Consider the following 24,012-nt stretch of genomic DNA (forward strand, 5'->3'; position numbering starts at 1 on the left):
GGCGATTACCTTTAAAGCCAAAAATATACTACGTGTGCCGGATGAATCGGAAAGTAGCAGAGATTACAATAAATCGTTAAAGGCCTTCATTTTTAGGATAAAAAACGTTCCAAAACGCATCTTTTTCTTTCCAAAAAACATCGTTTTCGGATCAATTTTCGCATATTTTTACTAGAAATGTAGGACGACTATTTCATTAAAAAAGGAAATTCCCGTGAAGAACCCACCCTTAAAGTACTCCCTGACTGAGGGCCGGCTTTCAACGCTATTTTTTTGATGACAGGAATTACTCTACTACCACCTATCTCTGGGTTAAAGCGATCGCGGCGGAAATCATTCGGAGGTAATAAACAATTGATCAGCTAGATTAAGATTAATATGCTAAAGGAAGTCAATTGGTCAGTATCTAGAACATATCGATCCGAAACAGAATGCGAACCGTATCAATTTTATAGTGATGCGTTAATCCAGAGCAAATCTCTGGACCTTCTACTGGGATACTTCAGTTCTGCGACGATTAGCGTGCTCTCAGGGGGGTTTGCCGTTTTTCTCTCGTCTGGCGGTATAGCCCGAATAGTGATCAATGATGTTTTGTCGGATCAGGACAAGCATGCAATAAAGCAAGCAACCCAACGTGAGGCTGCTTTATTTCCGATTGATCTATTAAATGTGAAGGGCCTTCGAAAAACGTTGGATGATTATGGTAGACATTTTTTTGAATGTCTCTCATGGTTGATAGCTAATCAAAGAATTCAGATGAAGATCATTCGGCCGAAAAATCGAAGAGGAATATCTCATTACAAATCTGGAATATTTTCTGACGGAATAGAGCAAGTTGGATTCAAAGGATCGTGCAATTTTACTGCATACGGTCTCCTCGAAAACTTGGAAGAGATGGACGTGTATTTGAGCTGGGAGAATGGGCGATCAAGCCAGTGGATTAACAATCAAGCGGAATACTTTCAGAAAATATTTTCTGGGGATGCCGATTTTGTCGAATATCTTGATGTTAATGCTGTTACGGTGGCGATCCAAAAAGAGTTCGGTGACAAAACCATTGGCGAGCTTTTGATTGAGGAAAGAGAGCTCCTTGAAAGAAAGAGAAAGTTCTTTGAAAACCCACTTTTGCAAAGAACATTTGACAAGGTTAACGCGAAACTGGAGTATATCATCCGTGAGCCACGCTTCCCATACCTCGATGGGCCCAGGGCGTATCAAATCGAAGCTTACGAACGCTGGAGGAAAAAAGGAACAAAGGGAATTTTCGCAATGGCGACGGGCACTGGAAAAACGATCACATCGCTGAATTGTATATTACAAGAATTCAAGAAAAACTCCAGCCACACTTATCATGCGCTGATTTTAGTCCCGACAATAACTCTTGTAGATCAATGGGTGAAAGAAGTGCGATCTTTTAACTTTCAAGAGGTATTCAAGGTCTCCTCGAAGAACGACTGGCAAAACGAACTAACTACTCTAGTATCCACATCAAAGCGTATTTCACTTTCTTTCATCATCGTTAGTACCTATGCATCATTTGTCAAGGACAAATTTCGAAGACTCGTAAACGACCTCCCAGAGGATACCATATTTATTGCTGACGAAGGCCACAATCTTGCTTCTCCAATTGTAGCCGAAAAACTCAAAGGGTTCAAGCTTCAAAAAAGAATCGGATTGTCGGCTACGCCCAAAAGGATATATGACCCTGAGGGTACACAAGGGATGGAGCGTTTCTTTGACGACCGAGAGCCTTATACCTTCTCCTTTCCGATGGAGCAGGCCATTAAGCAGGGTGTACTATGCAGTTACTACTATTTTCCGCATATTATTCGATTGGCCCCAGATGAATTGAGCCGTTACATTGAGATTAGTAATAGGCTTGCAAAACTATCCCGTTTTAAGCGGTCGCCAGAAAACGACATCATCATTGAACGTTTGCTATTAACTAGGAAACGAATCATTCATAAAGCCACACACAAACTACCAACTACCATTGACATTCTTACCCATCAATTCCAAGAGCGTGGAAACCTAAAGTATACATTTGTATATGTTCCCGAGGGTGAGAGTTTTGAAATACGAGAGGAAGCCGATGAACTTGTTGCCGACAATATTAAGTTGATCAATCAATACACGAGGGAGATCGCAAAAATTGACGACAATATTCTAGTCAATCAGTTCATAAGTGGTATGAAGGATCGTCAAGAGATACTGGATCAGTTTCAATCGGGTGTGATCGACGTTATTGCGTCCATGAAATGCCTTGACGAGGGCGTGGACATACCAAGGGCAGAAGTGGCCATATTTTGCAGCAGTACAGGAAATCCAAGACAATTCGTTCAACGACGCGGCCGCATTTTACGAAATCATCCTGAAAAGGATCACGCCGTTATTCATGACTTGGTGGTCATACCAGATTACACCGAACGCAATCTTGATGCGGATACCTACGCGCTCGAAAAGGGACTGGTTAAAGCGGAACTTGAAAGAGTCATGCACTTCGCATCGCTATCTAGAAATCCGTACAACGCTGAGGACGTATTTAAAAGCGTTTGTGATTACTATGATCTCAATGTTTATTCTATTCAAAACGAACTTTCAGCGGTATGACCAGAGAAGAAATACTCCAAACTTTCCTCGAAGATCCTTTGCTTATTGAGAAAAAGCACATCGCGGAGGAAAAAATTAAAGATGCCTCCTTTTCGCAACCATCCAATAACAAGCTCATTGAAGTAATCAAGCTTGCCATAACAGGCAATGTGGAGCAGGAACCTGAAGGTGTCACGAGTCGTAAGATCAATCAATACCTAAACCGTTGAGGATATGATTATAGAAAAAATTGAACTGGAAAATTTCATGTGTTATGCTGGCAAGAATATCCTAGAATTCAAGGAAGGAATTAATGTAATCATTGGTGACAACGGCTACGGAAAGTCAAAATTATATGACGCATTTTATTGGGTAATGTATGATCAGGTATTTTCAACTGAGAAAAAGATTTTCGAGAACACCAAGATAGTCAAGTCCGGTATAATTTCGGATAAAGCTAAAACAGAAACGCCCAATGGACGGGTAACCTGTATGGTTAAGATAACATTCAAAAACGTTGATCGAGGCAATTTCTACATCCTAGAAAGAAAGTATACTATAAATACCAAGGACGGTGTGATCAAGGAAAATAACGACAGTGAATTCACGGTCATGAAAAAGGATCTCTCTTATCTGAATGCCAGAATGGTAACTGACGAAGAGGAGAAAAATAAAATAAGGGAACGGATACTGCCGCCCCCGGTGAAGGACTACCTATGGTTTCAGGGAGAGCAGGTCGAATCGATTATTGATTTTAACAAACAGGATACCCTAACCAAGGCTATCAACGTACTCTCCAGTATTACAAGGTATGACCAAATAAAAGCACTGGCAATCGTGGCTGCCAAAACCGGGAACAACGAGTATGACCGAGAAGTTAAGAGACTGAGCAAAGACGCAGACAAAAGCGAACAACTGGAAATCGAAAAAAAACAGCTGGAGGGAAAAATACAACGATATCAAGATGAAGAAACTGAAGTAAAGGAAAACCTGTCAAGAGCAGAAGAGAAGTGTGAGGTGCTGCTAAACAAAATCGGAGATGCAACAACGGTAAGCGAACTGCAACAGCGAAAGAAAGGCCTTTTGAGCCAATTGGTTGATTTGAACCAATTACAAAAAGAGGAGCAGATTAGTTTTCACCGAAAGATGTTTAGGAGTAAATGGGTACTCAAAGGAACGGCAAAGCTCCATACCGACTACAGCGAGCAGTTTTCTAAGTACGAGAACCTAAAACTTGAAGCCGCGGCTGACATTAAAGCAAAACAAAATATAGAGGAGGAAATTGCTAAAAAGCTACAGTTCAGACTGCCACTTGATGTTCCTGAGCCCATTTACGTCCAGCGTATGCTTGATGCCGAGCGATGCCTGGTCTGCGACCGCGAAGCTAAAGAAAACTCCGATCCGTGGAATCGAATCAAGGAGCTTATAGACAGGCCAGATCGAAAGAACACGAGTAATTTACCCGAACCGGTCAAACATGATTTCTCAGCAGATTTGAAACGGTTGTACCAGAATGGCCTAGCCCTTGTTCACCGAATTGATGAGTTAGATGAGGACATCAATGAAACATTAACAAAGATAGCCAACATCACCACCCGAATTCGCCAAGTAAACAAACAAATTGAAAAAGTAGAAGAGGAGATTCAAAAGTTGTTGTCAGATACATCCTTGAGTGCCGAGACTGCAGAAAACATCATCGCAGAATATTCAATCCAGAATAAGTATGTCAAGGATTTTTCTGAGCAACTAAACGCATTAAGTCAAAAGCTCGAAAATAGCCGGTCAACACTACGAGATGTTAATGACAAACTGGCAGCATTGGTCGATGAGATTCCTAAATCGTTGATAGAGAAGCGGGAGATATTAAACGATTTCGAGGCGATGGCTATTTCGACTCGGGAGAGAGTTTTTAACCAACTAATCCTTCAGCTTGAAAACGAAGCGAACAAACACTACGAGGCCATGACTGCAGGTAATAAATCCGTGAAGGGACAGATCAAATTGCGAAAGTTACCCAACGGCAACTATATGCCTGAAATAATTGACGACAGTGGAAAGCCATTACTTGGATCTAACACGAGCAACCTTATCCTTGTTAAGCTTTCTGCGATCATGGCAATTATATCGGCCAAGAGCAGTTCTGGACTCGTTGATCTATACACGCTTATTACCGACGCCCCGACTTCCGTTTTTGGCGAAGACTATACAATTGGTTTTTGTAAGACCATTAGCAAGGTGTACAAGCAGAGTATTATTATGAGTAAGGAATTTTATAAAAACCAGAATCTTAAGAATGAATTACTTTCCAATCCTGAGATAAAAATTGGTAAGGTTTACACCATTACCCCCAGTATCATAGAAACCGAAAGAAATAATCGAAATAATCTCTTTACTAAAGTTGAACTTGACAACTAAATATGGAATTGTTAAAAAGAATAAAGGACCGGACTCCAGAATATGATGCAATTTATGAGTCTTTGATTTCTAAGTTCACGGTTCTTCAGGGCGGACGTGCTGGAACGGCGGGAGAAGCCAGTACCTGGGAGCAGGGTAAATATTTTTTTACCAAATATGAAATCTACATGTACGCCACATTACTGGGTCTAAAACGCAACTACCGGATTCCGCTGAGTCCCGATGGGCAACGGGAGAAATTCATCGCAATAAACGCCTGGCACCCACAAGATTTGGCCGACTATGTTGTAATGGGAGTCCTCTCAAAAGCGAGAATTGATTTCAATAAATTGGAGGAAAGAGAGGAGAAAGAAATTGAACGGGAAATTCTAAACATCCGTAAACTTATGGAAGAGTATGCGAATGGTGGTTTCGATATGATTCGGTCGAAGATTGAAACCGAACCAACATTTTTTGATAATAACGATAACTGCTTCATCGATATGCTAGAAGATAACCACTTAAATGGAAATTGATTTTATAATAAACAGCTAGGTGTTTGAAACGGCAAGACATAATATATTTGGATAACAACTCCACGACACCAGTCGACCCTCGCGTATTGGAAAGCATGTGGCCTATTTTAAAGGAATGGTACGGCAATCCGGCTAGCACTCATAACTTTGGCCATGCAATAAATAAATTTATTAAGCAGTCACGCTCCAACGTGGCTAAATTGCTCAACTGCAGCTCCTCTGACATTATATTTACTTCTGGGGCAACAGAAAGCATTAATCTTGCCTTAAAAGGATATGCCCTTGCTAATCAATCCAAGGGAAATCACATTGTAACCCTGAAGACTGAGCACAAAGCGGTGCTGGATACTTGTGAGTACCTCGAGTCAATAGGATTTGATGTAACTTACTTAGACGTTAAAGAGGACGGGCTTTTAAGTGTGAACGATCTTCAGCGAGCCCTTCGTCCGGAAACACTTCTGGTAAGTATTATGCTGGCAAACAATGAAACGGGTGTTATACAACCCATGTCAGAAATTGCGGACGTCGTGCATCGACATGGTAGTTTACTGTTTTGTGATGCCACTCAAGCAGTTGGAAAAACTTACGTTGATGTACGGAGTTTGTCGGTTGACATGTTAGCGTTTTCAGGTCACAAATTTTATGCCCCAAAGGGTGTCGGAGGGCTGTTCGTTCGTGACTTAAAAAGGAAGCGAATTAAGCTTCAGCCTATCCTGCACGGAGGTGGGCACGAGGATGGACTTCGCAGCGGTACGCTCAATGTTCCTGGCATCTTTGGTCTTGGAGTGGCTTGTGACCTTGCGTTTGAAGAGATTCATGCCGATGTCCAAAGAATAAAAGATCTCCGAGACCGGCTTGAAAACGAACTTCTTACAATCCAAGGAGCATTTGTAAACGGTAGCATTTCTAGCCGTATGTACAATGTGACAAATATCTGTTTCCCTTCCCATGACGCTGATCATTTGATTGGAAGGATGCCGAATATTTCTGTGTCTAACGGCTCAGCTTGCACTGCATCACTAATCGAGCCATCACACGTGTTGCTGGCCATGGGACTGACGCGTGAAGACGCTATGGCTTCTATCCGGTTCTCGTTGGGCCGATTTAATACCGCTGAAGAACTACCTCATGTGATCACCAGTATCAAAAGACTGATCGAAGGAGAGGTTGCCTAGTAATACAGTGGCAACAACTTCAGGGGGGAAAAGTCTGGGGACGTTGTAAAATGCTGTGAATTCCAATGCGAATAAATGGAACAGAAAAAAGGTCTCCAAAGCCTTTCCTGACTGTTCTTCATTATTCGAACATAGTCAGGGTCAATGACCAACTTGGCTATGTTTTTCTGTTCGACGTAATTTTGCAAGAGGAAATCTATCCCTAACGCTGCATCCATTGGAGGATACAATAATCGAGGTGCTGGCATAATTAGGGAGATGCCGAATGCATTGCCCTTTGCCTCCATTCGGTAGCCACCGTAGGCTAGGTGGTAAAGCGGGTGAGAAAACTTCGTTATCCCATCGTCCGCGCCCTCCGAAGTTATATGCCGATCCAGGTGCCAGGCCGCGAACAATTCATCAATTATGACCCCCTCTTCATTCTCCTTTACTACGTAACCCTCTATTTCAAAATTAAACTCGAGCTTCTCCAATGGGTTTCGCAAAATATCCTGTGAAGAAAGAACCCCGCAAATGGAAAGCGAGAGCGAAACCTGAACTTCCTCCGTTTTCCCCGGTATACACCCACTTGCGTAATCAGCTGTAAAAACAATTTTATCAAGATTGTACAACCAACGGTCACCATTTGACTTGCTAATACAAGATTGTCCGGCGTTGTTCAACGGCGTGGTGTCTTTGCAGAGGCGATACTTTCTAAGTAGCTCAGCAAGTTTGATCAAATCGAATCCAATGGTTTTACTTTCTGACATGCGATTCCTGCTTTTCAAAAATATTCTTCAAATTCTTAAAACGGTCTTTTTCAATTGCGGCGATGTCCTTCCAGATGTCGGGCTTCGAAGGCCTTAGAGCTTCATCAATAGAAACGTATTGTACTTCCTGCCAAGGAAAATTGTGGTCCTGACCTTCGATCACAAATCCATCTGAGGTGTCGATAGGAACCTTAGTGGCCTTGCAAACCACCCAAAACGAATCGCTCTTAGCTTTTCCTTGTCTTACAAGAGGCTTTAGGTTTTTAAGTCCCGTTTTCTCAGCGATCAGGGCAACGCGATCGGCAGCCCCTAGCGTGCGTAGAGATTTTTGTTTGGAAATTTTATCCTCCCACCAAAGTTCCAGTAAAGGCATAATCCAACGCGTATTATAGCCACTAAAAGCGCCGTTATAGATCGCGAATTCCAGTTCACCCTTTGATAACTTGCTCCAATCATCCGAAGTCATATCAATGCCAAGCCTGGCAGAAAGATAATCTTCGTTTATCAAAAAGGTGGGCTTGCTGATCACCTTGTGTATCAGAAATCCGGCAACAATGTGCACTGGTTTATCCAAAAGTTTACGTAGATGCTCCACAAATCTGAAATCCAATATTGATACGTCTTTTAAATTTAAGACTGGCTCAACTTGCTTTTTACTTGAATTGAGGTAGCGATAACCATCCACAAGCCATTTCAAATGGCTACGAAGTTCCTTAAACGAAAACTCGGGTTTGTGACCAATCTCGTTCTTGCTGATAGTGAAATCAAACAAATCCAGACTGGTTTGGTCTAGCGATTTTTCAATATTCTCATTAGCCGAAATCAGAATAATTGGAAAGTCATTTTTTGGGGTGCTTTCTTTTGCAAGGGTTCTGAGTTCTTGGGCAACCGTGCTACCTCGATACATTGCGAACTTTCCTTTCTCAAAGGCTTCCTGATTGAGTCTTAGATCGAGAATGATGCCGTCTAATCCGGGGAGATTCTTTTCCAAATCACTCAGCAATTCCTCCCAAAGCTTTGGCTTACTAAAAGCGATCTCAATTTCACCACCATCCTGTAATCCGTTGATCGTTCCTTGCTCGATCTGACCTTGCAGGTCATCGATATATAAATACTTATAAGCCATATTCTGTCCGCTGTTTATCGGTAACCATAGCGAGTTCAATTCTGAAAGACGTGGCATATCCTTGTTCTGGCTCAATGATTTCTATTGTACCCCCATATGCCTGAACAATATCTTTGATGATCTTCAATCCAAGTCCTGTACCGGTAAGTCTCTCCTCGTCCGAAGCATCGAATGACGAGGGAACCGATGTTGTGAAAAAAGCCTCGAAGACTTTCTGTCGATTTTCAATTGGTATGCCGTCACCATTGTCCAAAAACTCGAGATAGACCTTTTTGTCGTCTTCCTTGCCAACAATGATTTTTATCTCCCCTTTTGCACCCTGCCTGCGGATCGCTTTTTTTGAATTGGTGTATAAGTTAAAAAGTATTGAGCTCCACTCTGAAGCATGCATGGGTGTTGTGATCAAGTCATAACCGAAAAAATCAACTTGAAATTCAATATCAAGTTTAGTGAGATCCGATGCGATGATATCTTTGAAACGTTGGATGACTCGGTCCAGTTGTTGTGGTTTCAACTCACGGCTTACATTGGCAGAAACTGTAGCATTGAAGTAAGAAGTGTAGGCTGTAAAAAGTTGGATGGTTCGTTGTAGGTTTTCCAATGATCTAATCCCGGCCGAATTAAGGTTCTGATTTCCAAGCACGCTTATGTCCCCCATGATTGAAGGGGAGAACTGTACAACCTCATGCGTGAATTCCCCAATCGTAAGGCCGAGAGCTGCAAGAACGCGAAGCATCCCTAGCTCATCAAGTAGCAATTGAAATTGCGTCTTTAAGTCCTCAACAATTTTAATGGTGTCTTCCTTGAACGTACCCGCTTCTGTTCTACTTTGAGCTGCGGAATTGAAGAAATCGTTAACGCTTTTCTCCAGGGATTCCAGCTTTTCAATAGTGGTTTTCTCGGTATCGGGAGACACCCCCACAGTCTGGGCGGCGCGAGTGATTTGGACTTCCTTTTTAATTTTTTCCACACCATAACGTAGAGTCATTCGCGCTGCTTCCAACGCTTTATACAGAAAATCGATCAGCTCATTGTATGCTTCGTTTTCAACCAATCCTTCTCTACTCGCCGTCTCCTCAAAGAACTTTCCTTCATCGTCAAGGATCTCTACAAAACCAAATAGGTTCTTGTTTGCAAATGGGATATTGGTCCCCGACTCAAAAAAGTAGCGCTTATCAATCCTTAACCAATCGTCATTCTGTTCACCATAGGGCAGTACGCGAAATCCATTCCGATACAATCGAACGCCGCCTAATTCGTTGGACAATCTCTGAATATTGGCAAGCTCTTGTTTGGTAATGTTGACATAGTACTTTTCTCGTTGAAAAATGTAATAGTAGACTTTGAAGTGGACGTGGCTAAGATTCCTATATTGATTCTCGGGAACCTCGCCTTCGCTATATACTTTGCTGTGGAGAATCGGGATGACGTCTTGGTCTACATCGAGACTTGCGCTTCGAACCTGACAAAATGCGTCGTGTCTACTGTCCACATAACCCTCAATTGTTGCCAATGCTTTTTCAAATAGCAACGTATTTGGATCGGCTATCACTTTCTCCTGGTCACCCTGGATTTTTACGAAGCTCACTTTAAAGGACGCATCTTGTTTAGTTGCCGTCTTAAGGCGCTTCGATCGATCCGACAGGTAATCTGGCTGTAATAATTCTGACACATACCTGTAGACCCTTGTGATCGTTGCCTCAGACCAAGATTCTCTCAGACCATCAATGATTAATACGGTACCTTCAATTTTAATTTTATCTACTTGTTCAATGGAGTTCTTAATATCTGTAATTTCAGTGTCGATGGCATAGTCATCCCAATTGACGGTCAGCTTCAATGCTTGCGGACGGTCAAAGGTCTGGGTAATGATCGTCAATTTGTTCCCAAGCCGTTGGGTAGCAAAACGACCAATCCCTTTTCTGCCTGCTTTGCTTCGATGAAACTTTGTCGACTTTGGATTATGGACCTTATCTGTGGATGAAATCCGCATGAAGCCATTCTTAAGTTGCAACGGCAACATGCCAACGCCGTCATCTTCGATAACCAAAGTACCTCCTGGGGCATCCGTCTCAATAAATCGCACAACGACATCGGTAGCGTCGGCATCATAGGAATTCTTGATCAATTCGGAGAGTGCAGTCTCTGGTTTACCCACAAGTTCTCTGCCGAGTCGGTCAATTAAGCCTGAGTCGACGGAAAATGATATTTCCGCGCCAATGTCTTCTTGTTCTTCTTGCATAGTGTTAGATGAAACAACTTGCGCAACCTTCTGCCTCGGAATCCTCCAAGATATCTACCAAGAGCCCGGATGAACCTTTTTTTGTCCTTGCACTGCGTTTGATATACTCCTCTTTAATTGCAACGATACGCTCAGGTTGAATGAGTTCCCCTAATGAAAGGTCGTCATTCCATGTGTAGCCGTCCTTCTCGTATTCCATTGCGAGTTTGAATTTATCCGGATGCTGTTCATACAGCCAGACCCATTCGATCTTTTGTTGATAAAAACAAAAATAGCAACCCGAACGACTCCGGCAATAGCTGGACTTTTTACCGTTGACTTCGAAGTCAATTTCCTTGTAGTAACCTGGAATACCCACGCCAGAATCCTCCAATATTTTAAATACATCCTCACGAATTTGAACATCTACTTTATCGAGTAAAGGAAAAGAATCACATTTAGACAACGGATAAGCAGTACTTTGTAAAAAATTGAAGACGAGATAATTAAAGTCTGGAACACCTAGGTCAAACAATCTATCCAATTTTTTCTCTCGCGTGAAAGTCAATGATGTAGTAGATTTAAGAAGATGTTTGAATCGGTCTTGTTTACTGCTATCTATGACGCGTTCTAAGCAAGAAATCACTTCATTTAAATTCGCAGGTGCTAACAATTTGTTGATAACATCCTCGCTCCAGATATTTCTTCTAAAAGGGAAAATAGATTGGATATTGTCCTTTTTTGAAATATAACCTTCACGAGCCTCGTCGTGACGAATGCCAACATAAGAAATCACCGGGTCATCGCCGACAAATCTTTCGAAAACATCAAGTTTCAATGTTTTAGTACACCACCGAAATCTTTGGGACGGTAAAAAACCACCAAGCGATTTTAGCTTATGGTCAAATGGTGCTTCGGGGCTATCCTCGAACGCCTTTAGGCGAACAATCTTTTTTCCTAAGTACCCCTCCAGGTTTTCAACGAGGCGATAGGTCTCATCTAATTCCTTTCCAGTATCTGATGTGTAGTACTCGATATCGATATCAGGAAATTTATTTCGCATGTATATTGCCAGCGCGGCACTATCCTTGCCTCCCGATATTCCTAGTACGTGTCTTAGTTTCTTCATCTAACTTATAAGGTCTTGTAGAATATTGGATAACGCAGCGATGTTAACAGTCTGATCCGAACCTAATTTCTTTTTGATAATTTCTTCAATTGCGTGAATCTCCTTTTTTTTGCTCTTGGGATAGCGGATTAATTTCTTTTGTAAACCATGATTAAAGGAATTCATTTCAATTCCGAACACGTCTTCATTAACTGCATCAATATCGTCTTTAAGTAAAGAGGTTAGTGAATCCAGTTCAAGAATCATGTTTTTGAACTTATCGTAAAAGACGATTTCGTCCTCATCTTTCATCACGTCAAGATTCTTTGTAAGGATTGACTGTGTGAGTGAGTTCAGCCAGGCATCACGGTCGCTTAACGGAGAATCAACTCGATTTATAAACGTTTTCTGATGTGGGAGACAAAGATGCTTTTTCAATTTTTTGTAACGATCCTGAAGCTTCTTTTTATAAACCTCAAAAGGAGAATCCTCGCCAATAATCTCGGTTTGAATGAATTCTTCAAATCTCAAAATAAGATTCGAATGAGCGGTACGCAATTCCCGGATTGCTTCCTGAAGTTTGGTGATATAGTTTTTCAGATCGGTTTTATTCTGTTGAAGGTCCTCAACAGAATAGCCGAGTGCGTTGGGAAAATCTTCAAAGAACGCCTTCTCCGGATCTTTGGCTTGCGCGATAGCTTCACGAACTGCGATCGTTTCGGACTTAAGTCTTTTTGTCCCACGCGAATACTCAGGGAGATTTCGATAAAAGGTGAGAAACGGTTTTATGGTCTCTATAAAGGTGTTGGTATTAATCTTTTCCTTGGAGTCTTGATTAAGGAACATTCTATAACTATTGAAAATGTCGAGCTTGACGCCTTCAATATCGAATGTCTTTAGCTCAAAATCTGAAGGCTTCTTTACAAGAAGATCGAGTACCTCCTCAGTGAGGTTAGGGATAAATCCAGATTCATTAAATAGAGCAAAATCATCTCTCTTGACAAAAAGAAACGATGCAATCCACAGATCGATAAGACCTTGTTTCAGTTTGAAAGGCTTCCGTGTCAATGGTTCTATAAATTCATTGATCGACCTTCTTGTCTTTTTTGCACTATTTAGAAAGTCAATGGAGTATTTCCAGACATGGATGAATGAGGACTTCCTGGACAATTGCACGACATGCTCACTTTCGTCTGAATACAGTTTTATGCCGTTTTGTTTGAGGAGCGTCAGGTAGATAGTCTTTTCCGCGGGGAATTTATCCTCATGGAATCCCAGGTCAGGTTGATTCCAGTTATCTACAAGGGCTGTAAAATATGACTTTCGAGCCTGAAATATAGAACTGGATATTTTATGTTTGTTTACTAGCTCGTTCTTAAATACTGGCGCACTATAGTAAATCTGGAAGCAAACTTCAGAGAGAAATTTTGAAAATACTCTTTTGCTCTGAATTTTGATGACTTTACCCTGATATATCCAAGTCACCTCTGACTTTTTTGCATATAGGTTGGTAATAATATAGTGATTAAGGAGGAGCTTTTGATGAAGAAATATTTGATTAAGCTCTTTCGTTGCAACTCGATCAGTAGCATTGTCGTCAATCACTTTTTTAGTTTTCTCGATCTCAAACAATAGGTTTTTAATTACTCGAGAGTTTTTATAGAAGACATATATAATGGCTTCTGTTTGTTCGAGGGACTTTGCAATGACGTCATCTAAAGACATTTTTTCACTAAAGACCAAGTTGATAAATCCATCGATCTCGTCCCGTGGTGGTTCGTCAAATGGGAACTCTGTGATTTTATATTCAAACAACCGCGGCGTACCTGTCTTGTAATAGTAGGCTTTTGCGTACATTGGAGGCAACTGATAGTACCGATTCAGTAATGTAGCAACATCATTGATCTCGTCAACTCGATTTCCGGCTTCTTGCAGGGCCGAGGGAATGTCAAGATCCGTTCCTTCAAGTAAGACGAAGCGTTTGTTGTAATTTCGGTAGGCAATCAGCTTCCTTAACTTGAGGTCTTCAATTATCTTCTCCGCCGTCGGAATCTGTAGACAAATCTCACTATACCGAATAAGAAAAGTGGCATCCAATTCAGCCCCCATCACTGCAGTGATATTCAATAGTCCTATCGTTTTGACGATTTTGGAATAATATTCAATGTTGACGTCGAAAGTGCGCTCAACATTATCCAAAGTGTCCTTTATCGATGCCCAAGCAGCAAAATCGGGATTATAGCGCGAGCTGATAAACGAATAAAAGTTATAAATAAAATAATCGTAGACGTTGGCGATATTGTAAAACAGACTACGTTTTGAATCGAATTGACTTAAGCTGGTACGGTCAGCGGATTCGAGGAATGAAAACAACGATCTCTCGTTTTGTCCGTATCGTTGTAGACACAAAGTAAGTACGTGAGCGGAGAGAATATCGAGCGGATATAGTTTATAGGCTACTTCGGAGCTGTATTGGTAATTAACCGTAAATGCGCGAGACTTTTTTAATAGAGACAATGATGATTTTATTTCGTTCTCTCGGTTTTTTGCGGTGGTCTTGACTTTCAAGTGTTCAGCGGCGAGAAAGAGTAATTGCTCAACAGGCTCATTGAATGTTAGCTCTCGAAACCGCCCTCTAACTTTCGTCCATTCTGCCTTTTGCGTGCGGTTTAGTGCCAAGGCATACGCCTCAAAATTTTGATGCAGCGTAGTGACTAATATGATATTGTTGTCCGGATTATTGACGAATTCAGCCAGTTGTTGGACAAAGTAGAGTTCTCGCTCTGGGAAATTTTCGGAAGCATACTCCAAGTATTTTCCAAACTCATCGATTACTATGACAAGCAGTGGATGGTTTTTTCCAAGGTTCTTGTACTTTGCAAAAATCTCCAGAAGAATATTTTCATTTTCAAGTTTCCTAAGATCAAGGTCGAAATACCCGGCGAAATGATTAATGATAGAACCGTACTCTCCTACAAAATGAATAAACTTCACTTTGGGATTTGGTAGGAAATTTGGTTTGAAAAACTTTTGTTTGCCGAGCAGGCTTTGTTCCAATGCCCACAAAAATGAGGATTTACCCGTTCCGTAGGAACCGATGATGTTGAAGGACCGTATGCCTTTCTTGAAATCATTCGAAATCTGGTTTACCACCGATATTCCATTGGGAGTTGGTATGTAGTTAAGATTTCGAGATGAATCGCGAATGATATTTATCGATGTAGTATGTTTAATTGGCGTTGGCATAGTAGGTTGTTAATATCGAATTCGGATTCGGTTTTCTTTTGAACTGTAGTTCTTTTACGCCTGCGTGATCTTTAAATGTTATATAGTTATTGTATCGCTGTATCGAAAGTAGCTCTTCGATTTTCGATACAATACCTGCTCGGTTTATGGCGAATACGGCGCCAGCACTGTCGTGATCATTTTCAATACTACTAAGGCTAACTGACTCTCCGTACGATTCATTGTCTAAAAGCGTATATAGGAATATTTCAACAGGTATGTGTTCGCGCTCCGTGTTTTCGATTACATAAAAATCATCCTTACCTTTGCTGAAGATTTTGATTAAGTCTAACTCAGAAAGCAATCCCAGATATCTTTCCTCTTTGTCCTTTGTGGTCGCATCAGATCGCATGTACATTTTGACCATTACAGAAAAATCTTCATTAACAGTGTTTTCGTTGATTTGAAAGGTCTTCTCCGCATCTGCCTTTCTTTTCAAGAACGACACATAATTCGATTTCATGAACTCAATCTTTTCCCTTCTGAGTTCATTGAAGATGATCGAATAAGTGGAGGCAAAGCCTGATTTAACAAGATGATAATGCAATAGCCATAGACTGGCCTCATCTTCAAGATAAGGATCCCATCCTGTCTCGTCTGAGAATAGTTTATGGGCGAATGTCGTCAGCTGATCCTGTGTATCCAATAGATTAAAAGCTTTCATCCAGAATCGAATCGAGTTGACCATGTTCCGGCCCACGCCGAGTGTAACCACCGCGTCATCTGAGGAAAAAGAATTTTGTTGAAAGACGAAGTCGTACCCTTTTTTTAACCAAAGGTGTCGGCATTGAAAGGTCTCATGACCTGAGAAGGTCATTTTCTGGTTGTGTTTGATCATTTAACGCTTAAAAAATAGATAACGTAAACCTACCTACAAAATAAGATTAATTGGCTTTATATTCCCTTAATTCTTGCTTTTTTACTATGGTTTGGGCCATTTTTTTACTGAATCTTCGTCCGTCAACATGTTGAGATCGATCGGAACATGGGTTACGCCCCACGGCGATGTTTGGAGGCACGGAAAACACTCCCACTTTCCAATAAGATCGATCTCGATTTTTTAAACTCCAAGTCTCCCGGCCGCTGGTTGCTGCGTTAAGAAAAAGATATTTAATTTCATTTTAAAGTGTACCATTTAACTAATATAACTAGTTTTTATAATAAATGAGCTAATTATATTAGTTTATTTTTAACAAACCTAGAATGGACATTGTTCATGTGAATTAGATGCGTTTTCGGGGCCATTGAGCAATAGCATCAGGTATGGGTTTAGCGGGAAAAATCATTGGCTGGCGGGTACTCAGGACGTGATATCTAGTAGCCGCGAACCTGCGTTTTTTGGATACATCTTTTTCCCTATCCAGCCCCGACCTTTCCGGTTCAGTTCATTTAATGATAACTAGGACTAAATTTAGCTCAAAAGGCAAGGATACCGCTAATATGTGAACAAAAAATAAAGGAGTCAGCATTGCTGGCTCCTTTTGCTTCAGTAGGTCAATAGATGGTCAAATAATTTCTCATCCAATCTCTTTTGAACTTCAAAAGTTTTTTTGAGTTTGTTATGAAGTACGGCATTGAAGGCGTTATAGCCATGCCATAGGTTAGGTTCGGAATTCAACATGACACTTTCTCTCTGAATGATATCCAATACCATTCTTGCATTGATAGAAGGACTTGTATTCTTTTCACTGCATTCAAACTGAAACAATTTGAAATGCTCAGCTGTAATCTTGACAAAATCATTCAAGTCGTTAATGGCCCTTTCAGCCAGTACTTCGAATTTCCGATGCAGGCTATAGAACTCGTTGTTCATAAACTTATCAACCAGTAATTTAATTTCGGGTATGATTACCTGTGCAATGTTGCCTTTATGTTTTACGCTGAATCCGATGGTAGATTGCGCGATGTGTAAACCATTAGTACAAACCTCACGATAAAATCCAAAATGTCCGGATGTTTTACAGGACCCATCATAGCTGTTGGTAAATCGTAGCATTGGACGCAGCCTGTCGTTTCCATTTTTGACAGTTACCAACCAATTGTCATCTGATAGAATGTAGTCTACTGCGAAGGATCGATTGTCCCTGTTAATGGATCGGTTTATGTATCCCAACCCGGCATCGATTAGCTTAGCTTCTACTTCGTAAAAGAACTTCTCATTGGGCAAATGTCCATAAGAGTTACTTACCACATTGACGATTTGATTTTCTGAAATAATTGCTTTCTCAAGTCCCTTTCTTGACGAAAGACCGGTGATGGTTGAAAGACTAATCAATTCATTTTTGACAAATACGTTGTCATTCTGCAATTGATTTTTCAGGTTGATTGATTCATTGTTTTTCATAGCATTAATTGTTTGATTGAACATTTTTTAATGCTATCACCACCGGATTTTTACCGGACCTACACAAGCTGAAAGACCATATCAAAAGAGCTTCCGCCAAAAGGCAAAGGAATAAATTGGAAGGCAGGCCGTAGGCAGGTTCCGTTTTATGCCGGAAGCTTTTGGCTGGAAGTCCGGGAACAAATCCGAGATTTGCTGATAAAAATGTGAGCACAACTTCCTCACGCTTAATTACGGAACTCTATTGGAGATGATTCCCTTGAATGACCTATTATCCGATCGGAATCATTCCTTTTGGAAGCTTAGTAATAAAGTTTAGAGAGATTGGATGGTAGTAGACTGAATGGAGTTATTGTTCCAATGAAGCTCGACTTGGCACTCTATCGCAGCATTTTCTTTGTTAGCGCTTTCTTGATGTGCTTAATCATTTTGATCTGCGCTGCCAGGAGATTTTCTGTCTGAATCAATTCCTTCAATTCCTTTACGTTGGATAGGAAATTACCAGGTTGCTCACTGAGCTTCCTGCAGGTCTTATCGATTAGATTTTCTGCAAGCTTTGAGTTCAAAACCGGATGACCTGATCCTTCTAATAGTGGTACAAAACGGTTTGTTTTCCAAAGACTGAAGCATATCCAAAATAGCATCCCCTTTTCCACTTCGTCATTGACCAGAAGCACATAGGAATTGTTGTATGGTTTCGCTGAAGGCCTGCCCGCATTATATCCATTTGATTGGATGAAGAAATGAGGTTGATTGTATGTGGCGGTGGAAAGGTGAAGTTGGATTTTGAGATCTTGCATGGTCTATCCTTTTTGTTGAAACAGAGCAGCAATAGGGATAAGCATTTTCCAATGTCAAGGGTGCCGGGGCAAAAAATAATAAAACACCCGGCACTTGTCTGCCCTTGACATGGAAAATACTGATCCTTGCTTTGCGAAGTGGAAATAAAAATGAAAGACCTGCACAGAACTGTCTACACGGACATCTTTCTACCTTTCGATTTCTTCCCCCCGTCGGGTTCTGTTTTCTGTTCTTTTTTTGACGACTCCGATTTGCTTTCCGCTTTCTCACCCTGTTGTTGTCCCTGAGACTCTCCTTTGTGTTCCCGCACTCCTTGATTTTGTTTGATCATGTTCGCATCATAGAGAATGATGTTTCGGTCTTTGGGATTAGCTTCCAGAAAAGCTTTCTCTTCTTTCCCTGCCAGGTTCAATGTTACCTGCTGAAGGTTGCCTTTTTCAAGCGACTTCATAAGACGCTCCTTTTGTTCAGGACTGTCGAGTTCCTTCGTCGGAATTTTGGATACGTTCTTGTCCAGGTCATATCCCCACGCGGAATGGTATTGCTTTACAGCATGATTGCCATTGTCCTGCTTCTTGTTTTCCAATTGAAGCCAAGCTTCGTAAGGTTCACCTTCCCGGTTTTCCAACTTCTTATGAACTGCCCTTCCATCCAATAGATTATAAGCTTCCTTCGCGGTGACGCTATTGGATTTGTTGACGTAAAAGGTTTGTGATTTATCCTTCTCTGGGTTTTCGTCTTTTAAGGTGGCCTTGTAGTTGTTGAGAAAATACATATCGTTCTGATTGGACTTCGAAAAATTCAGATTGTATTCCACCACTTGCTTCTTTTCCCCTTTGTTGAATTCTGCGGTGAAGGGCAATTCAAATTTGTCTTTTCCGGCCTTCAGGTTTTTCTCCAGGTCCTCCTTTAGATTCTCGCCAAATCCCAGGTAATACACCTGTCTTTTGAGATATTCTGCGTTTTCGATATTCATGATTACTTATGTTAAATTGTGATTGCGTATCTAAGAGCATTCAATACCGTTCCTTAGTCAACGGGAATTGGTTGTGCTTTGAGCAAGGACTTGTTCTTGATCTTCAGGTGAAGATGCCTTCCTCCATTTTTCTCCATCAATTCAATAGTGAGCATTTTTGCATCGGGGATCGTGAATTTTGGAAGCGCGTATACCAGTTCTTCAGTAGACTTGCCATTGATGACGAAAGCGTTGCCATAATGATATATTGGCATTTGGCTCACTTCCTGCGTGGCGGTGCGTTTCGGTTTCTTCTTGTCTTTCACATAGAAGCGTAGCACATCGGTATGAAAAGGGATGTTGGAGTTGTTGGCCAGTTTCAAATGAAAGAACAGGGTGTTTCCCTCGATGTAAATGTCCTGAAGCGCCAGACGCATATCGAAATGGCTGGCGCCTTTCATCGAATGCCCTGAAGGATTATTCAGGATGTTCTCCACGTGCGACTTCAACTCCGAGGAAGTCATTTCCGATACAAATTGAATGGGTGATGCAGGACTCTCGGAGGGCGTATTTCCGTGAGCATTGACAGTCAATGTTCCGGGCTTGTCCGAATACCTGATCATGAAGACGTGTAGCGTCCCATCGGTGGTGATCACCGTAAGGTTTGTTTCCTTGAAATTTACCCTGGCAGCTTTCAGATGAAGCACATTGTCTACTCCTTTTGCTTTCTGTGCCAGTACATCCCTGCTGCCACGATCTACCGTGGTGATGGATGCTGGAAAAACAATCGTGGATGTTTTGTTAGACGAGACTTCAACCAGCGGCTGCGCGAATGAATACAACAGTATCGTGTTGAGAAGTACTGTTGTGACTAAGCATTTTAATTTTAGCAACATAGCAAGTGTGTTTGATGATGAAATTGTTTTCTAACTGAGCTAATTAGTGTAGGATGAAGGTCAGTACATTAAATCACTGATACCTGTTATCCAGAGGTAGATTTTAACATAGAGGTTGGCAAAGAATCCCAACACGAACGCGATCATTACAAGTTTCTTTTTCATGGTATTAAATGTTTAAAGTGATAGTGTTTATTTTGTTTTAGATAAAGCGTGGCTATAGGCAATGGCCTTCGAATATTTTTTTTGTTTTGATTGTTTTTGATTTTGATTAGACCCTCGATGCGTTTTTATCTTTTAGCAGGATCTGGTATCCTGCCTTGAGTGTGACTTTGATCAACTTGACCTTTTTGCTGAACAGACCCTTCGCAGCTTCAATGCCTGCTGTCGCGGCTTGAACTCCAAGCGAATTGTCCATAGAATACATTTGAATGTCTTGAATACCCTGACTTGTGGCTTGCTTGGCTACATCTCGCGAAATGGCTCCTGGAATATAGATGCCGGGTAAGCCGTCCAAATCAAATGCGTCCAATGCAACAGGAAACAGGGAATGTTCATCACGTATGGAAGTGATTTGAATAGTCAGTCGTTCTCCACTAATGGAACATACACCATATATGAACTGACCCTGTTCAATGAGCTCTCCATGGATATATACATCTGCGAGCAACCTCATTTTGACAGTTGAGCCGGCAACGACCGTTTGCGTGTCATGGATGACTGCGTCAATTGCGTTTGGTTCTTCGGACTCTAAGCCGGTTTCATCGCTCAGTCCGTAGAAGCCAACCTGACTTTGCGTACTTACCGCCATCGGTGTGGTCACTATTGAATCCGTAGTGGTAAGGGATGCGGGACTGTTGCCCATGATGGAGATATTATCGGCTTGGGGAGTAGTCTCTACCCTGTAAACCTGCTGCTGATGGAGCAGGCTTTGTTCCCTGATTCGCTCCCTTACACGATCCGGGTGCTGGATGTCAAGAATCTTTTCGAGCATCCCATCCATTTGCTGCATTTCGGGATCGCTCGAATTTTCCTCATTCATCATCTGCATCATCTTTTCGAGCTGCCTGACATCTTCGGAAGCAATGCTGGGTTCTGTCGGTAATTGTTCAACCGGAGTAGTAGTGGTTAATGACGCTGGTGCCGGTAACGGCCTAGACTCTTCCGACTTCAATTGCTTTGTCAGCAATTCAAGCTTTTTGGTAATCTCTTTCTCGTCCCGATCGATTTGTGTATAGCGGTCCTTTGTGCCGAGTGATGTGTTGAGGTTGCTCTCTCCCGGAATCGTATCGCTGCTATTGACGCCTTCCAGTGTGGCCATGACATAGTAAGGATCGTTTCGTTTTGCTTCCTCCATTTTCAGCGAGTCGCGTTTGGCCTGTTCGTAGAGACTGAACTTGTCCCATAGTTCATCTTCCTTTGTAAAGTGTGCTCCGGGCAATTCCATATTTAGTCCAGACTTTACTGGCTGAGCTTGCACTTCCCCGCCTTTGCCGCCTCCCAGTGCCCAGAAGATCATCGTGATAAATGGAAGCACCAGAAGCGGAAGTACCATATAGAACCTGCGTTGTTGTAAGAATTGTTGTGAATGCGTTTTCATAGTGATTAATTTTAATGTTGTTAGTTTATTTGTTGATGAGCTCGTGGCCGGAGTACCTCAAGAGGAACAGTATGCTGTCGATCATTCCCTCCCGGCCTTTTATAGCGTTGTCATACGTATTTCTGTCCACGCGCTTGAGACTGTCCATTGTCTGAATAAAGCCTTGCAGAACCTCCTGATCCTTGTGTGTGAGCAATGGTCCAGGTTGAGGTAGGCCGATGACGGCCGGTATCACAGCGTTCTTATTCAATTTGCCTTTCTGTGGTTCCATGAATGGCAGTATCATCAGCAAAAGGCAGACGAAGGCACAGCAAAGACCTGCGGTGATTAATGTCCACTTTTTGGTTTTCGATGAATACTGTTCACTGGCGGCACTAAGTCGGTTTGCCAATTGACGTTTAGCGTTTTCGATTTTGTCATTGATTTTCATATGCGTTATCGGTTAATGGTTTTGATGTCCTTATTTTCCAGTGTGTTCCATCGCTCGATCAGGAATCCATGAGAGTTATTGTCGGATCGTGCTACGTTTCGTAAATGTCCCTCAGTGATCAGGCTACGGATGACAATGGAAGTAGCTCGCAGAATCCGGAGTTTGGAGTAGTAGGCGAAGTGATACGGGTAGCTATTAAGGTCGATGGATATGCTGTCGGTTTCAATAGTCTGACTAATGTTACCTGAAATGATATTGGAGTAGTACCGATTCTCTCTCAAATTATCGTACTGCTGTTTTGCCGAGATGTCCGCCAGGTATAAGGCCTTGCTGACGTTTCCCTGAATCATCTTGTCGTCCGGATCGAGCGTAAAGAAGTAGTGATGAAACATTTTAACATGGTCGCGGGCTTCGACCGGCACGTTATCCTTTCTCTCAGCGGAATAGGCTTCCAATGCTTTGCCATTGGAGAGAATGTAAATTCGTTGCTGCGTGCTGGTGATGAGTGCGTAGCTCTTGTACACCGTATAGCAGCAGATGAATACGCAAGCCAGTATGATTGCCAGTGTGAAGAGGCGAACATGGCTGAAGGCAGTGTCAATATTTTTGAGTTGCTGAAACATGGGTTATGATTTATTGCCAGAAAGCTTGTCGCGCATAAAGCCATTGGATGAGTTTGATCCTTCGCTTTTTGCTGCGGATGCTTTTTCCTGATTGGCTGAAGTTGATTTGAAGGAGCTCGCAACGCTACCGGCTGTTGAAGAGACCATGGAAGCAGAACTACTTGTAGCACCGCCAAAAAGATTTGTTGCCTTGTGCAGTAGTGTATTATTCCCCCCGGCATGAACGATATAGCTTGCCACGGAAGGCACAGTGAAATAGCCGATGATACCGATGATGAGAAAGATGATATATGCCGTATCAGCAGCACTAAAGAAGGTATCTCCATACCGCTCAATTTGCTGCATATCAATCTTGAGCATGTTCTCCTGCACCTTGCCGATGATACTCCCGAAGATGTTGGCGACTGGCAGCCAAAGGAAGACATTGATGTACCGGGCGATCCAAACGGTGAGTGTATTTTGAAGCCCATCAAATACCGACAGGCCGAACACCAATGGTCCCAGGATAGCCAGTACGATAAGGTAAAACGTTCGAAGTGTATTGATACAAAGCGCTGCCGCTTCGTATACAATCTCGAGTATCTCGGAAAGCCATTGCTTGATGAGATTCTTGATTCCATAGGCCGTCTTGGCCATCAGGAATTTCAATCCATTGCTTAACAAATCAGGATCTTCGTCACCACCCTCTGGGTTTTCATATTTATACCACTTGCCGTGCGTTCCTTCATCACCAAACAGTTGCCATGAAGTTGTGTTTTGAATAGCTTTCTCCCTTTCTTCGAGCAGATATTCAATGGCATTATTTGAATTGGTTACCATGGCGGCTGTGCCTGTCACGGTTGGTTGCAGCACACCATTGATCACCGCGAGTACTGAGGGGAACAGCAGTATAGCAAGTCCTATGGCGAAAGGACGAAGCAATGGATAGAAGTCGATAGGCTCGGCGTTCGCGATGTTACGCCATACGCGCGAGGCGATGTACCAAAGGGCTGCGAAACCCGCGATGCCCTGGCCTACACCGATGAGCTGATAGCATAAGGGGATCATGTCCTCGTACAGCTGGTCGAGTACACTCTGCATGCTGTGAATTTCTCCTGCGAATGTTTGTGCGCTGGAAAACAGTGGAAATAGTATTCCCGTGACCGCGATGACGGCGGTCTTTAAAAACCTGTCTTTCATA

Annotated in this window: 19 protein-coding genes; 5 read left to right on the top strand and 14 right to left on the bottom strand. The window is 42.1% G+C overall.

Annotated elements, in window-relative coordinates; translation table 11 throughout:
- The first annotated feature begins 378 nt into the window (after positions 1-378).
- Genes D4L85_RS16045 through D4L85_RS16065 form a run of 5 tightly spaced genes read left to right on the top strand, consistent with a single transcriptional unit; the run spans position 379 to position 6,694 of the window.
- Entirely contained in the window at positions 379-2,610 is a 2,232-nt protein-coding gene (locus D4L85_RS16045; RefSeq protein ID WP_119755243.1) for a DEAD/DEAH box helicase family protein, read from the top strand.
- Positions 2,607-2,819, top strand: coding sequence for a hypothetical protein (locus D4L85_RS16050; protein ID WP_119755244.1), 213 nt, complete (start codon positions 2,607-2,609; stop codon positions 2,817-2,819). The genes D4L85_RS16045 and D4L85_RS16050 overlap by 4 nt, the downstream gene beginning before the upstream one ends.
- Before the next feature lie 4 nt (positions 2,820-2,823).
- The gene (locus D4L85_RS16055) at positions 2,824-5,004 is read left to right on the top strand and encodes an AAA family ATPase (RefSeq protein ID WP_119755245.1); all 2,181 of its coding nucleotides are present in this window, start codon (positions 2,824-2,826) and stop codon (positions 5,002-5,004) included.
- A gap of 2 nt (positions 5,005-5,006) precedes the next feature.
- Complete coding sequence (locus D4L85_RS16060) at positions 5,007-5,519, top strand: hypothetical protein (RefSeq protein WP_119755246.1); 513 nt, start codon at positions 5,007-5,009, stop codon at positions 5,517-5,519.
- Positions 5,520-5,542: 23 nt separating this feature from the next.
- On the top strand, positions 5,543-6,694 hold the full coding sequence (locus D4L85_RS16065; RefSeq protein WP_119755247.1) for a cysteine desulfurase family protein: 1,152 nt from the start codon (positions 5,543-5,545) through the stop codon (positions 6,692-6,694).
- Here the strand turns inward: D4L85_RS16065 and D4L85_RS16070 are convergent.
- From D4L85_RS16070 to traJ, 14 genes are all read right to left on the bottom strand, one after another.
- Entirely contained in the window at positions 6,691-7,443 is a 753-nt protein-coding gene (locus D4L85_RS16070; protein ID WP_119755248.1) for a hypothetical protein, read from the bottom strand. The two genes, D4L85_RS16065 and D4L85_RS16070, sit on opposite strands and share 4 nt — an antisense overlap.
- Complete coding sequence (locus tag D4L85_RS16075) at positions 7,430-8,569, bottom strand: hypothetical protein (protein WP_119755249.1); 1,140 nt, start codon at positions 8,567-8,569, stop codon at positions 7,430-7,432. Before D4L85_RS16075 ends, D4L85_RS16070 begins: the two co-directional genes overlap by 14 nt.
- A complete protein-coding gene (locus D4L85_RS16080; RefSeq protein WP_119755250.1) occupies positions 8,559-10,811 on the bottom strand; it encodes a sensor histidine kinase in 2,253 nt (750 codons plus the stop codon). The genes D4L85_RS16075 and D4L85_RS16080 overlap by 11 nt, the downstream gene beginning before the upstream one ends.
- 4 nt (positions 10,812-10,815) lie before the next feature.
- Positions 10,816-11,919, bottom strand: coding sequence for a phosphoadenosine phosphosulfate reductase family protein (locus D4L85_RS16085; protein ID WP_119755251.1), 1,104 nt, complete (start codon positions 11,917-11,919; stop codon positions 10,816-10,818).
- Entirely contained in the window at positions 11,920-15,144 is a 3,225-nt protein-coding gene (locus D4L85_RS16090; RefSeq protein ID WP_119755252.1) for a hypothetical protein, read from the bottom strand. It lies immediately after the preceding gene.
- Complete coding sequence (locus D4L85_RS16095; RefSeq protein WP_228450921.1) at positions 15,128-16,000, bottom strand: DUF4007 family protein; 873 nt, start codon at positions 15,998-16,000, stop codon at positions 15,128-15,130. Before D4L85_RS16095 ends, D4L85_RS16090 begins: the two co-directional genes overlap by 17 nt.
- 669 nt (positions 16,001-16,669) lie before the next feature.
- Positions 16,670-17,527 (bottom strand): DUF932 domain-containing protein, encoded by an 858-nt coding sequence (locus D4L85_RS16100; protein ID WP_119758825.1) that lies wholly within the window; start codon positions 17,525-17,527, stop codon positions 16,670-16,672.
- A gap of 380 nt (positions 17,528-17,907) precedes the next feature.
- Complete coding sequence (locus tag D4L85_RS16105; protein ID WP_119755254.1) at positions 17,908-18,327, bottom strand: DUF6943 family protein; 420 nt, start codon at positions 18,325-18,327, stop codon at positions 17,908-17,910.
- Between the two features lie 173 nt (positions 18,328-18,500).
- Positions 18,501-19,304, bottom strand: a complete 804-nt coding sequence (locus D4L85_RS16110) for a hypothetical protein (RefSeq protein WP_119755255.1) — start codon at positions 19,302-19,304, stop codon at positions 18,501-18,503.
- 53 nt (positions 19,305-19,357) lie between these two features.
- On the bottom strand, positions 19,358-20,179 hold the full coding sequence (traN, locus tag D4L85_RS16115; protein ID WP_119755256.1) for a conjugative transposon protein TraN: 822 nt from the start codon (positions 20,177-20,179) through the stop codon (positions 19,358-19,360).
- A 271-nt stretch (positions 20,180-20,450) separates the two neighbouring features.
- The gene (traM, locus tag D4L85_RS16120; RefSeq protein WP_119755257.1) at positions 20,451-21,779 is read right to left on the bottom strand and encodes a conjugative transposon protein TraM; all 1,329 of its coding nucleotides are present in this window, start codon (positions 21,777-21,779) and stop codon (positions 20,451-20,453) included.
- Positions 21,780-21,804: 25 nt separating this feature from the next.
- Positions 21,805-22,050: a hypothetical protein gene (locus tag D4L85_RS34435; protein ID WP_160143771.1), complete on the bottom strand. Its 246-nt coding sequence runs from the start codon at positions 22,048-22,050 to the stop codon at positions 21,805-21,807.
- A gap of 164 nt (positions 22,051-22,214) precedes the next feature.
- On the bottom strand, positions 22,215-22,832 hold the full coding sequence (gene traK / locus D4L85_RS16130) for a conjugative transposon protein TraK (protein ID WP_119755259.1): 618 nt from the start codon (positions 22,830-22,832) through the stop codon (positions 22,215-22,217).
- A gap of 3 nt (positions 22,833-22,835) precedes the next feature.
- The gene (traJ, locus tag D4L85_RS16135) at positions 22,836-24,011 is read right to left on the bottom strand and encodes a conjugative transposon protein TraJ (RefSeq protein WP_119755260.1); all 1,176 of its coding nucleotides are present in this window, start codon (positions 24,009-24,011) and stop codon (positions 22,836-22,838) included.
- Between the last annotated feature and the right edge of the window lies 1 nt (position 24,012).

This window comes from Chryseolinea soli (genome assembly GCF_003589925.1).
Taxonomy (GTDB): domain Bacteria; phylum Bacteroidota; class Bacteroidia; order Cytophagales; family Cyclobacteriaceae; genus Chryseolinea; species Chryseolinea soli.